Below are 12,674 nucleotides of genomic sequence, written 5' to 3' on the forward strand. Positions count from 1 at the left end.
GTGCGCGGCGTCAGCAGCCGGCGGACGGCGAGGGCAGCGCGCCCGGGTGCGGCCACGCGCGGCCCACGACGGAGCCGACGAGGTCGTCGGTGGGCACCGGCCCGAAGGCACGGGAGTCGATCGACCCGTCGCGGTGGTCGCTGAGCAGGAACAGCGAGTCCTCCGGCACGGTGATCGGCCCGAAGTACACGCCGTCGATGAGGGCCGGGTCGATCGCCGGCTCGCACACCGGCGTCCCGTTGACGACCAGGACGCCGTCCTCGATGCCGACCTCGTCCCCGCCGAGGGCGACGGCCCGCTTGACCAGCAGCCCGTCCCCGAGCGGGTGGTGCACGGCGACGACGTCCCCGCGCTCGACCGGGCCGTGCCCGTGACGGACCACCAGGAGGTCCCCAGATGCGGTGGTGGGCGTCATGCTCGTGGAGTCCACGCGCATGAGCTGCAGCGGCAGCAGGCCGGCCAGTGACAGGACCAGCAGCATGGCCAGGCCGGTCGCTCCCCACGTCGCCAGGCCGCTGAGCCGGCGCCGCAGCACGCTGCCGCGGCTCCGGGTGCGGAGGTCACCGGGAGCCGCGGCGGCCGATCGGGGGCCGTCGTCCGCGTCGGGGACGGCACCGCCGTGGTCACCGGAGCGGGGGTCTCCAGTGACCACGGCGGCCGACCGGGCGGCGGTACCCGGGCGTGGCGCCCGGTGCCGCCCACCGCCGCGGTCACTGGTGCGGGGGTCACCAGTGACCGCGGCGGTCGTCTGAGGGGCGTTCCTCACCCGAGGACGCCGGTGAACCAGAGGACCCAGGCGAGGCCGCCGAGGGCCAGCAGCCCGTTCGTGGCCAGCCCCCGCCAGGTGCGCGGGAGGAGAGCCGTGAGCGCGCTGAGGGCCAGCAGTTCGACGGCGACCGTCGCGGTGCCCATCGCCTCGGGCCCGTGCCCCGTGGCCGAGTCCGTCGTGCCGTCCATGGCCACCGGCCCGTCGATGGCGGTGGGCATGCCGTCGGTGAAGTCGACGCCGGTGATCGGGTCGACCGCCAGGATCTCCCGCCCGGGGACGTCGTGCGCGTGGCCCCCGCTGGACGCGTGGGGGACCGCGAAGGCGTCGAGCAGGTTGGTCGTGTGGGCCACCACGTAGAGGACCAGCAGGCCCACCGTGCCCAGGACGGCGAAGGCGGCCAGCTCCGGGCTGGTCCGCCGCCCCGACCAGGCGCTCAGCGCGATCCAGGCGGCCAGGCCGACCTGAGCCAGGGCGGTGAGCAGGAAGAACCCGACGGCCAGCTCACCGGACTGCAGGTGGTCCACCGCGGCGGCCACGTGCAGCCCGCCGGCGGCGGCCAGTCCGGCCGCCGCCACGAGCTGCCACCGCGAGACCCGGCCGGACGAGGTCGCCTCGCCGGTCACCGCCGGGGCGGCGTGGACGGCGGTCACCGCGTGCGCCGTGTGGGCGTGGTCGGCGCGGCCGACGTCGTGGGAGCCGGGGCCGTGGTGGTCGTCGGTGCCGTGGTGGTCGTCCCGCGCCGGGTCGGTGCGGTCGTCGTGGACGGCGCCGACGTCGTGGACGGTGCGGTCGTCGTGGCCGGCGCGGACGGGGACGTCGTCGGCGCCGGGGTCTCCGGCACCTCGTCGTCCGGCAGCTCGCTGCCCTCACCCGGCTCCTCGGGCTCGGCCGGCAGGGTCCGCGGCGTGAGCACCGGCGGCTCGCCACCCTTCGGAGGGCAGGTGTTGATCGAGTCGCAGTCGATGTCGTGGTGCCCCACCTGGTACTGGAGCATCATGTCGTGGTCCTCGTGCGAGAGGTTGTGGCAGTGGATCATGTACCGCCCCTCCTCGTGCTCGAACTTCATCAGCACGCGGATGACCTCGTTCTCGCCGACGTAGACGACGTCCTTGGGGCCGCGCTCCTCCGGGCGGGGCGGAAGCCCGTTGCGGTCGAGCACCTGGAAGTCGACCAGGTGCACGTGCAGGGGGTGGAACCAGCCGCCTGAGGAGTTCTCGATCTCCCAGATCTCCACCGAGTTGGGCGCCACCTGGGCGAAGACGTCCTCGTACTTGGAGCGGACGACGTCGTCCCAGGTCTTGTCGTTGATCACCCACAGGCCGTTGGTGCGCTCCAGCCGCATGCGCCGGGTGGCGACGGACTCGCCGGTGGTCAGCTTCATCGCCGTGTGCTTGAGGCCGGCGAAGGCGGCGAGGTTGAGCGGGCCGTTGCCGTCCTGGCTGCTGACGGTCTGGCCGACCTCGAACTGCATGACCTTGCCGGTGTGGTCGAAGTCCCGGGCGTTCTTGACGCCGCTGTTGAGTAGCTGGACCTTCGTGCCCTTCATGCTGGCGAAGTCGATGATGATCTCGTAGCGCTCGGCCATGCCGATGGTGAGCGTGGTGACCGTCTGCGGCTCGTGCATGAAGCCGCCGTCGGTCGCGATGACCGTGAACGGCCTGCCGTTGCTCAGCCGCAGCTTGTAGCCGCGGGCCAGGGAGCCGTTGAGCACGCGGAAGCGGTACTTGCGCGGCTCGACCTTCATGTTCGGCCACGGCACCCCGTTGACGAGGATGACATCGCCGTAGAGGCCGGACTCCCCGTCGTCGTCGAACATCAGCTGGCCGTTGCTGGCGAACATGACGTCGCCGATGATCAGCGGGAACTCGTACTGGGGAGCGCCGGCGGCCAGGTCCCGCCGGTACCGCGGGATGCCCAGGGAGATCTCGAGGTCCTCGTCGACGATGTGGTACTGCGCGGCCAGGCCCATGTAGACGTTCTGGGCGGTGTGGTGCACGCCGTGGTCGTGGTACCAGGCCGTCCGCGGGGTGCAGTTGTTCGGGTACTCGTAGTTCTTCCACTCACCGGGCTGGGTCAGGTCGCCGGCGTACCCGTCGAACTGCGGCTTGGACGGCGAGCCGTGCAGGTGGGTGGAGGTCCACGGGACGTAGTTCATCGTCGGGTGCACGGCCGGCAGCCGGTTGATCTGCTGCATGACCACCCGGCGCGGCTTGCCGTTCTTCACGTAGGTGCGGATGGTCGGGCCGGGGACCTCGCCGTTGTAGCCCCACATCGTGGTCTTGACGCCCTTGATGAGCTCGACCGTCGTGGGCTTCTGCTCGATGCGGTAGTAGTCCGTGCCGCTGTACTCGCCACCCGGGATGGGGGCGCCGTTGTCGGGCCGGGTGCCGTAGTCGTTGCCCGGGACGTCGTCGGTCGCGACCGGCGTGGCGACCCGCGGGGCGCGGAAGGCGGCGGCGTACGGCTTCGGCAGCGCCGCCTCGTCGAGGTCGGAGGCACTGCTCGCCGACAGGACCGCCTGGAAGGGCAGTGCCATGACAGCGGTGCCGGCCAGGGACACCTTGAGGACGTCACGGCGGTTCAGGCTGGGCAGGTCCATCGGTTAGAGCTCCTCACTGCCGCGATCTCGGTTTGCGGTAGTGGAACTCTCTCGTTCTGGGCCCGTCCGTCACAGCCGTCGGAAGGGGAGCGGGGGTACCCGCAAATGGGGGGTTCGTGCAGGTCAGGGGGTCAATTGCGTCACTGATCGTGACTTGCCGGTACCACTGCGGTCAGGACGGCGCCCCCGCCGTCCCGCTCGCCGAGGACCACCGTGCCGCCCAGGTCGACGACGCGGTCGCGCAGCAGGGACAGGCCGAGGTGGCCCTCGTGCCGCCGGTCGGTGCCGCCGGCGGGGAAGCCGACCCCGTCGTCGGCGATCTCCAGCCGCACGGACGGCGACCCGGCGAGCTGGGTCTCCTCGAGCGTGATCCAGGCGTGCGTGGCACCCGCGTGGTGCGCCACGTTGGCCAGGGCCTCCTTCGCGGTGCGGTAGAGCACCGCCGCCGCGTCGGACGTCAGGTCGGGCAGCGGGGCGGCGTCCATCAGGACCGTGACGCCCTCCGCGCGCAGCGGCTCGGCGGCGTCGGAGATCGCCGCGCCCAGCCCGGAGCCGCTGAGGTCGGGCGGGTAGATGTCGACCATCAGCCGGCGCAGCGACTGGACGGCGTGCCGGACGGCGCCCACCAGCTTGTCGACCGTCGGCTGCCGGTCCTCGGGCAGGCTGCTGCGCAGCGCGGAGAGGGCGTAGCTGACGCCTGCGAGGTCCTGCACCGGCCCGTCGTGCACGTCGGCGGCGATCGCCCGGCGCTCGCGGTCCGAGGCCTCGACCGAGCGCTGCATGAGGGCGGCGCGCTCGGCCTGCTGGCGGCGCACCCGCCGGGCCAGGGAGACGGCGATGGGGATCTGCACCACCTGCAGGAGGACCAGTGCTCCGATCGCCATCGGGATGATCTCCCCGCGCAGCAGGGCGGCCTGCCGGTCGATGCCCTCGTAGGCGAAGTACGCCTCGAAGGCCAGGTGCTCACCGGGCACCTGCAGGGGGGTGTAGACCTCGAGCAGCGCACCCTCGCCGCCGGTCTCCGGGGACTCGTCGACGTCGGAGACGGTCTCGCCGTCGAGGGCCGCGCGCAGCTCGCCGGAGGGCTCGATGTCCCTGCCGATCAGCGTGGGGTCGCTGGCGTAGAGGATCTCGCCGTCGGCGCGCCAGACGACCATCTTGGTGACCGAACCGTCGCTCATCCGGTTCCGGACGTCGCGGTCCAGCTCCGACCACCGGCCGGGCACACCCGCGAGCGCGTCGGTCAGGACCGGCGCCACCAGCAGGCTGCCGAGCCGTTCGGCGCCACGCTCGGCCTCGGCCAGCGCGTTGGTGCGGGCGATGCGCTCACTCAGCCAGACGGTGCCCGCCGAGACGACCAGCAGGGCCAGCAGTGCCGTGGCGCAGAAGGCGGCCAGCTCACGCCGCACGCCCGTACCGCGGCGGCGCACCTGGCCGGACGTGCGAGGGGGAGCGGAGGGGGGAGCCTCAGTGCTCATTCATCGAGCCGAGGAGCCCCAACTGCTGCGCCTTGACGACTGCCTCCAGCTGGGAACGGACACCGAGCTTCGCGTGCAGCGACTTCACGTAGCCGCGGCAGGTCTCCAGCGTGATGCCGAGGACCCGGGCGATCGCCTTCACCTGCATGCCGCGCCCGAGGCAGTCGAGCACCTCCTGCTCGCGGCGGGTCAGCTGGGGCGGGGCCACGCGGTCGGGGGAGGCCGAGGGGGCGCACGTCGGACCGCCGGCGAAGGTGGAGGGCGCGACCAGCATCTGCCCGGCCTGCACCCGGGAGAGCACGTCGATCATCTCCGCCAGCGAGCCGTCCTTCGGGATGAACGCCGAGGCGCCGGCCTGGGCCGCGCGGACCACCCAGTCGGGGTCGCGGTGGGCGGTGACCACGGCGACGACGGCGCGCGGGGCGACCTCGCGGACGCGGCGGGTCGCGGCCAGACCGTCCTGGCGGGGCATCTCGATGTCCATGACCACGACGTCGGGCTGGAGGTCCTGGGCCATCGCCACGGCCTGGGCGGCGGAGTGCGCCGTCCCGACCGCCTGCATGCCGGCGGAGGCCAACGCCCCGGACAGCAGCTCGGCGAACGTGCGGTGGTCGTCGACGACCAGGACCCTGATCTGGTCGATGCCGGTCCGCCGGTCGAGCTGTGCGAGCGTCATGGTGTACCCCCGTTGTCGTGCCAGTCTCCCACCCGCTGTGCGGGGGAGGCCCGCACATAGCACCGGAGCCGGGGGGTTCTGGCCAGGGGTTGTGCCCAGGTCAGGACCTAAGTCCCCGGAGGCCCGCACACGCCATGAGCGGGTCGATACTCACCGTGCACGAGACTCTGCCGTTCAGTTGCTGCGCTCACAGCCCCTGGTCACTCTTTCGGGGGGCGGCCGACGCCGCAGCGTCGCTCCAGGCGGTCCCGCCGGCGGCCACGGCGCGGACGTGTGCGGGCAGCGCGCCGGGGTCGTCGTCCTTCAGCAGGTACCCCACGACGCCGATCTCCTGGGCCTCGGCCACCAGCGCAGGGGTGAGGGAGCCGGTGAGCACCACGACCCGCGTGTCGGGGTTCGCCGCGAGCAGCTCGCGGGCGGCCTCGAGCCCCGTCACCCGCGGCATGGCGAGGTCGAGCAGGACGACGTCGGGCTGGGTGCGCCGGGCGGCGTCGAGCACCTGCTCGCCGTCCTCGCACTGGGCGACGACGCTGACGTCACCGCTGGCCGACAGGAGCTCGGTCAGCGAGTCACGGACGAACGCGTGGTCGTCGGCCAGCAACACCTTGATCACGCGCCACCTCCCCATTCGTCCCTGCGCCGAGCGGGGACCGTACCCGTGTCCCGGTGCGGTCAGTCGCACGGGCACTGCATCCGTGTACGGACAGTGTCGCCCCGTCTCCGCTGAGCGGCGAGGGCCGAACGGCGGGGGTTGCCGACCCCCAATCGCGGGGGAGTGACCGGACCGGGCGGAGCCCGACACTCAGGACGGCGGGTCGACGGCCCCCGGGCGCAGGGTGGCCGGGTGGAGCCGGCCGGCCACCACGTCGGCGGCCAGGTCGTCGACCGACCGCCCCTCCGACCAGGCCGCGGCGCGGAGCAGGTCCAGCGCCACCGCGCTCCCGGTGTCCAGGTCCATGCCGAGGAGGCCGATCGCCTGCCACACCACCGCCCGGCGCCGGGCGGCCGGGCCGTGCAGCCAGGACGGCCCGCCCTCCTCCGACCACGGCGACCACACCGTCGCCTCCTCCAGCGCGGAGGTGACGAGGTCGCCCACGGCCACGGCCTCGAACACGTCGAGGCCGGTCACCGTCGTCTCGTCGACGAAGAACAGGTCCACGGCGCCCGGCCCGGCGAGGGTCTCGCCGAGGGGCAGGGCGACCACGGCGCGGAACGGCGTGCGCTCCGCGAGGAGCTCGGCGAAGGTCGGCCAGCGGCGGTGCAGGTCGGCGAAGGCGGCGAAGACCGGCTCCCGGTGCTCCTGCGCGGTGTGGCACGGGCCGCTGCCGGCGGTGAACTGCAGCCGCTCGGCGAGGGCCGCCTCCTCCGAGCTGGCCCCGAGCGGGAGCCGGCGGCCGGCGGCGTCCAGGACGCTCAGTCCGGCGCCGTCCACGCCCAGCATCCGGGCGCAGGCGCAGGCCAGCCGGACAGGGAGCAGCTCCGGCCCGGCGAGGTCGTCGTCGGAGACGCGGCCCAGCGCGGCGGAGAAGCGCTCGGCGATCGACACGGGCAGATCATGCGCCATCGACGGCGACGGCACCTGGCGAAACGGATCCGGCCGGTTCGGCTTCCTCGAGCGGCGACCCCGTACGGTAGGTGTACGCGGCCTCCCGCACGGCCTCGTCGGACTCCAGCCCCGCACCGAGCGCGCCACCGACGGTGGCCAGCGAGCAGGTCAGCCAGGCCAGCTCCAGGTAGTCCGAGAAGTGGACCGGGTGGCCCAGCCCCTCGGCGAACAGCGGGCCGACCACGAGCAGCAGCGCCCCCGCCAGGGCCAGCACGTAGAGCACGGCGTAGAGGGTGAGCACCCCGAGCACCACGGTCGCGGTGGTGGCGACGTTGAACAGCAGCACCTGCTTGCGCTCCCGCCGGTGCCGCGGCCGCTCCCACAGCTGCGCGCCGACGACCAGCGTGACGACGACGGCGACCACCGAGCCGACGGCGACCACCGTCAGCCGGGGCCAGCCGAAGGCGTCGGCCAGCCGCCAGATGTCGGCGGTGATGAGGGCGAAGACGCCGGCCGCGATCGCCGCGGTCAGGGCCCGCGACAGCTGCACCGCCAGCCGCCACGGCCGGTTGGCCCGCACCATGCCGAGCAGCAGCCGCAGGTTGCCCGACAGGACCCGCGCGGTGAAGGCCACCCCGGCGGTGGCGTCGGCCGGATCGGTGGCCAGCTCCCGCAGCCGTCGTCCCATCGCGGCGCGGTCGTCCTCGTCGCCGTCCCCCGTGCCCAGCAGGGTGCGCACCAGCCCGGCGGCGGCCTGCAGCGCGCGCCGCCGCCGGCCGACCGCCCCGAGCGCAGGCAGGGACAGCAGGGCGACGCCGTGCACCGGGCTGGCGTGCCCGACCACCGGGCGGCGGCCCACCTCCAGGGGGACGTCGGTGAGGGCGAGGGCGAGGTCCCAGTCCTCGGCGAGCAGCCGGCGGCGGGTGGCGGCGACGATCTCGTCGTCGTCGGCCGGGGGCTGCACCAGCCCGTCCTCGACGGCCCGCAGCTCCCAGCGGACCTCGGGGTGCGCCGCCGTCAGCTCGGTGGCGAGCTCGCCGGCCAGCCAGCCGGCCAGCTCGGCCGGTGCACCGGGGGCGGCGAGCAGGCCGACCTGCAGCACCGGCGCGGCAGCCTGCGACACGCGGTTCCTCCTCGAGGGTCGCGACCGCCCGGCCGGCCCGCCGCCCGGGGCCGGTTCCGCGCAGCGGTCCGGCCGACGATCATCCCCGGGCGCCGTCGGGCGCGCGCAGCGGCAGGACGGCGGGGCCGTGCGGGCCCGCGACCACCTCGGCGCGGGCCCCGTAGTGGCCGGCCAGCGCCTCGGTGGTCAGGACGTCGGCCGGCGGCCCCTCGGCCACCACCCGGCCGGCCGACAGCAGCGCCAGCCGGTCGGCGTACTGCCCGGCCAGGCTGAGGTCGTGCAGGGTGCTGAGCACGGTGAGGCCGTCCTGTCGGCGCAGCCGGTCGACGAGGTCGAGCACCTGCTGCGCGTGGCCGAGGTCCAGTGCCGCCGTGGGCTCGTCGAGCAGCAGCACCCGCGGCTGCTGGGCCAGGGCCCGGGCGAGGACGGCGCGCTGCTGCTCGCCCCCGGAGAGCGTGGACACCGGCCGGTCGGCCAGCCCCGAGAGGCCCAGGCGCGCCATCACCTCGGCCACCACCCGGCGGTCGCCCGGACGGGGCGCGGCCAGCAGCGACCGGTGCGGGGTGCGGCCCAGCGCCACGTAGTCGGCGGTGCTCACCCCCTCCGGGACGACGGGCCGCTGCGGCGCGTAGGCCAGTTGGCGGGCGCGCTCCCGCCGCGGCATGCCCGTGGTCGGGACGCCGTCGACGCGGACCAGGCCGGTGTGCGGGTGGAACCCGAGCACCGACCGCAGCAGGGTGGACTTGCCCGCCCCGTTGGGGCCGATGACCGCCGTCCACCCGCCGGGCGCCACGGCCAGCCGGACGTCCTCGAGCACCGGCGTGCGGCCGAACGCGGCGCTCAGCCCGACGACCTCCACGCGGGCCCCGCCGGGAACCGGGGTGCTCACCGCCGCCTCGCCCCCAGCCACAGCAGGGCGGCGAAGAAGGGGGCGCCGACGAAGGCGGTGACCACGCCGATCGGCAGCTCGGCCGGCGCGAGCACCACCCGGGCCACCAGGTCGGCGACCACGAGGAAGGCGCCCCCGGTCAGCAGCGCCGCGGGCAGCACGCGGGCGTTGGAGCCACCGACCAGCCGGCGGGCGATGTGCGGGACCACGAGCCCGACGAAACCGATCAGCCCGCTGACCGCGACCGCCGACGCGGTGGCCAGGGACGCCGCGACGATGACCAGCAGCCGCATCCGGCCCGGGTGCACACCCAGGGAGCGCGCCTCGTCGTCCCCGACGGCCAGCACGTCCAGGGCGCGCCCGCACAGCAGGAGCACCAGGCAGGCGAGGCCGAGGTAGGGGAGCACGAGGACGACGTCGGACCACTGGGCCCGCCCCAGCTGCCCGAGCAGCCAGCCGTACACCTCGCGCAGGTCGTCGGTGTTCTGCTGCTGGACCAGCGTCTGGGCCGCGGCGAGGAACGAGGCGACGGCGACGCCGGCCAGCAGCAGGGTCGGACCGTGCGAGCCGCCGGCCGCGGTGCCGAGGGCCAGGGCGGCGCCCACCCCGAGCAGGGCACCGGCGAACGCCGCGAGGGGGACGACGCCGACCGGTCCGAGCGAGGTGCCCGGCGCGTAGGCGATGACGAGGGTGGCGCCGAGCCCGGCCCCGGCGGCCGCCCCGAGCAGGTAGGGGTCGGCCAGCGGGTTGCGGAAGACCCCCTGGTAGGCCGCGCCCGCGACGGCCAGCCCGGCGCCGACGAGGGCGGCGAGCACCACGCGCGGCAGCCGCAGCTGCAGCAGCACCGCCGCCCCCGTCCCCTCCAGGCCGCCGCCCACGTCGACGCCCAGGGGCGCCAGCGCCCGGTCGGCGAGGGTGGCGACGACCGCGCCGGGCGGCAGCGGCAGCGCGCCGACCCAGACCCCGGCCAGCATCGACAGCACCAGCGCCAGCCCGGCCGCCCACGGCACCAGCGCCGCCCGGCGCCGGGTGCGTGCCGGCCGGGCTGCGGCGGGGCTGCGGGTGCCGCCCGCGGTGGCCGTCATGGGCTCCGCTCAGCCCTGCAGGACGCCGGCCAGCGACTCGGCGAAGTCGGCCACCCGCGGTCCCCACCGGGAGGCGACGTCGTCCCCGGCCTCGAGCACGCGGCCCTCCTGCACGGCGGGCACGGTGTCGAAGGCGGGCCGCTCGGCGAGGGCGGCGGCGGTCTGCCCGCAGCAGACGGTGTCGGCGAGCACCACGAGGCCCGGCGCCTGGCCGACGACGTACTCCGCCGACAGCTGCGGGTAGCCGCCCGCGGTGTCGGCTGCCCCGTCGGCGATGTTCTCCAGACCGAACGCGCGGTAGACGCTGCCGATGAAGGTCTCGCTGGTCGCGGAGTAGAAGCTCGGGTCGAGCTCGTGGTAGACGCGCATGCCCTCCACGCCGGCCGGGACGGAGTCGACGGCGGCGGCGATCCGGTCCTGGACGTCGGCCACGACGTCGGCGGCCTCGTCGGGGTGGCCGGTGGCCGCGCCGAGGGTCTGCACCTGCTCGTAGCTCTCCTCGAGGGTGGCGGGGGCGCCGAGCAGGAGGGTCGGCACCGCCAGCGCGTCGAGCGCGTCGACGATGCCGTTGAGGTCGTCGCTGAGGACGACGAGGTCGGGGGAGTACGCGGCGATCGCCTCGGCGCTGGGCGTGAAGGACGTCAGGTCGGTGGTCGGCGCCTCGGCCGGGAAGTCCGACGTGCTGTCCACCGCCTCCACCTGCTCGCCGGCGCCGATCGCGAAGAGCATCTCGGTGGCCGAGGCCGACATCGAGACGATGTTCTCCGGGCGCTGGTCGAGGGTGAGCTCGCCGGCGTCCCCGGTCACGGTCACGGGGAAGTCCCCGGCTGCGGTGGGGGAGGCGGCGGCGTCCCCCGCGGCGGGGTCGTCGCCGGCGCACGCCGACAGTGCGAGGAGGAGGGGGAGCAGGAGCGTGGCCGGGGGGCGCCGGCGCGGAGCGGTACGGGGCAACGGAGGTCTCTCTGCGATGCGGCGCGCGCCGCCCACGAGCGCCGGGCGCCCGGTGCGCGACCCTTGCCGCGCGGGTCGGTACACGACGCGCGGCAGGCGATCTGGCTCGGCCGGGAACGGCCATCACAGTTGCGGGACAGCGCCGGGGTCGCACCGGACTTCGCTGCACGTGCGCCGCCGGCACGGGCCGGCGCAGCGACGGTACCCCAGCGCCGCGGGTCAGCCCTGCCGCTGCGCCCGCCCGTCCAGGACGGCAGAGTAGACCTGCACGGTCTGCTGGGCGATCGCCGGCCAGCCGAACTCGGCCAGCACCCGCTCCCGGCCGGCCGCTCCCATGCGCGCGGCCCGGTCCGGGTCGGCGAGCAGCTCGGCGATCCGCGCCGCCAGGCCCGACTCGAAGGCTGCGGTGTCGTCCGGGTCGTAGGGCACCAGCAGCCCGGTGCGGCCGTCGGCGACGACCTCGGGGATCCCGCCCACGGCGCTGGCCACGACGGCGGTGCCGCAGGCGGCGGCCTCCAGGTTCACGATGCCCAGCGGCTCGTACACCGAGGGGACGACGAACACGGTGGCGCCGGTGATCAGGGGGACCAGCTGCTCGCGGGGCAGCATCGCCTCGATCCACACCACGCCGTCCCGCCGCGCCTGCAGCTCGGCGACGGCGTCGGCCACCTGCTGTCGCTCCGCGGGGGTGTCGGCGGCCCCGGCACAGAGCACCAGCCCCGCCTCGGGCGGCAGCTGCTCGGCGGCGGCCAGCAGGTGCATGACGCCCTTCTGCCGGGTGATCCGACCGACGAACAGTGCGTACGGCCGGTCCGGGTCCACGCCGAGGGCGCGCACCGCGTCGGGGTCGTGCACCGGCCGGTAGGCCTCGGCGTCCACGCCGTTGCCGACCACGTGCACCCGGTCGGGGTCGAGCTCGGGGTAGACGGCGAGCACGTCGGCCTTCATCCCGCCGCTGACCGCGATGACGGCGTCCGCGGCGAGGTAGGCGGTGCGCTCCACCCACGAGGACAGCCGGTAGCCGCCGCCGAGCTGGTCGGCCTTCCACGGCCGCCGCGGCTCGAGGGAGTGCGCGGTGACCACGTGCGGCACGCCGTGCACCAGCGAGGCGAACAGGCCCGCGGCGTTGGCGTACCAGGTGTGGCTGTGCACCAGGTCCACGTCGGCCAGCGCCCCGGCGATCTCCACGTCGACCCCCAGGGCCTGCAGCGCGCCGTTGGCGCCGGCCAGCCCGGCGGGGACGGCGTGCCCGGTCGCGTCGGCCCGCGGCTCGCCGAAGCAGTGGACGTCGAGCTGGGGGCCGGCCGGGAGCGTCCGCAGGGCCGCCGCGAGGTGCTCGACGTGCACCCCCGCGCCGCCGTAGACGTCCGGCGGCCACTCACGGGTCACCACACCGATGCGCACGCGCCTCACCCTAGAAGGACCCCCTGCTCCCCGCCCCTCGCATGCTCACGGCGGGGCCCTGCAGGGGGCCAGGAGCCGAGGGGTGACCCCGCTGCCCCCGCCCGCTCGCACGCTCGCGGCGGGGCCCTGCAGGGGGCCAGGAGCCGAGGGGTGA

Annotated in this window: 12 protein-coding genes; all 12 read right to left on the reverse strand. The window is 75.1% G+C overall.

From position 1 onward, the window contains the following. Positions 1-10 precede the first annotated feature (10 nt). The 12 genes from lepB to glgA all read right to left on the reverse strand — a co-directional run bounded on the left by lepB (position 11) and on the right by glgA (position 12,520). Positions 11-652 carry a signal peptidase I gene (gene lepB, locus ACI78Q_RS10415; RefSeq protein ID WP_456923270.1) on the reverse strand — a complete coding sequence of 214 codons (642 nt, stop codon included), beginning with the start codon at positions 650-652 and terminating at the stop codon, positions 11-13. A 110-nt stretch (positions 653-762) separates the two neighbouring features. Then, positions 763-1,419 (reverse strand): hypothetical protein, encoded by a 657-nt coding sequence (locus ACI78Q_RS10420; RefSeq protein WP_456923271.1) that lies wholly within the window; start codon positions 1,417-1,419, stop codon positions 763-765. Then, on the reverse strand, positions 1,416-3,368 hold the full coding sequence (locus ACI78Q_RS10425) for a multicopper oxidase family protein (RefSeq protein WP_456923272.1): 1,953 nt from the start codon (positions 3,366-3,368) through the stop codon (positions 1,416-1,418). Before ACI78Q_RS10425 ends, ACI78Q_RS10420 begins: the two co-directional genes overlap by 4 nt. A gap of 140 nt (positions 3,369-3,508) precedes the next feature. Then, positions 3,509-4,777 (reverse strand): sensor histidine kinase, encoded by a 1,269-nt coding sequence (locus tag ACI78Q_RS10430; protein WP_456923273.1) that lies wholly within the window; start codon positions 4,775-4,777, stop codon positions 3,509-3,511. Between the two features lie 58 nt (positions 4,778-4,835). Next, on the reverse strand, positions 4,836-5,522 hold the full coding sequence (locus tag ACI78Q_RS10435) for a response regulator transcription factor (protein WP_456923274.1): 687 nt from the start codon (positions 5,520-5,522) through the stop codon (positions 4,836-4,838). A gap of 187 nt (positions 5,523-5,709) precedes the next feature. After that, positions 5,710-6,135 carry a response regulator gene (locus tag ACI78Q_RS10440; protein ID WP_456923275.1) on the reverse strand — a complete coding sequence of 142 codons (426 nt, stop codon included), beginning with the start codon at positions 6,133-6,135 and terminating at the stop codon, positions 5,710-5,712. 189 nt (positions 6,136-6,324) lie between these two features. Then, positions 6,325-7,068, reverse strand: a complete 744-nt coding sequence (locus ACI78Q_RS10445; protein WP_456923276.1) for an ANTAR domain-containing protein — start codon at positions 7,066-7,068, stop codon at positions 6,325-6,327. Between the two features lie 7 nt (positions 7,069-7,075). Then, a complete protein-coding gene (locus ACI78Q_RS10450) occupies positions 7,076-8,191 on the reverse strand; it encodes a hypothetical protein (RefSeq protein WP_456923277.1) in 1,116 nt (371 codons plus the stop codon). 79 nt (positions 8,192-8,270) lie between these two features. Beyond that, complete coding sequence (locus tag ACI78Q_RS10455; protein WP_456923278.1) at positions 8,271-9,080, reverse strand: ABC transporter ATP-binding protein; 810 nt, start codon at positions 9,078-9,080, stop codon at positions 8,271-8,273. Further along, a complete protein-coding gene (locus tag ACI78Q_RS10460; protein WP_456923279.1) occupies positions 9,077-10,165 on the reverse strand; it encodes a FecCD family ABC transporter permease in 1,089 nt (362 codons plus the stop codon). The genes ACI78Q_RS10455 and ACI78Q_RS10460 overlap by 4 nt, the downstream gene beginning before the upstream one ends. Before the next feature lie 9 nt (positions 10,166-10,174). After that, entirely contained in the window at positions 10,175-10,978 is an 804-nt protein-coding gene (locus ACI78Q_RS10465; protein ID WP_456923280.1) for an ABC transporter substrate-binding protein, read from the reverse strand. Positions 10,979-11,335: 357 nt separating this feature from the next. Then, positions 11,336-12,520, reverse strand: a complete 1,185-nt coding sequence (glgA, locus tag ACI78Q_RS10470) for a glycogen synthase (RefSeq protein WP_456923281.1) — start codon at positions 12,518-12,520, stop codon at positions 11,336-11,338. Between the last annotated feature and the right edge of the window lie 154 nt (positions 12,521-12,674).

It is taken from the genome of Geodermatophilus sp. SYSU D00705, assembly GCF_054050135.1.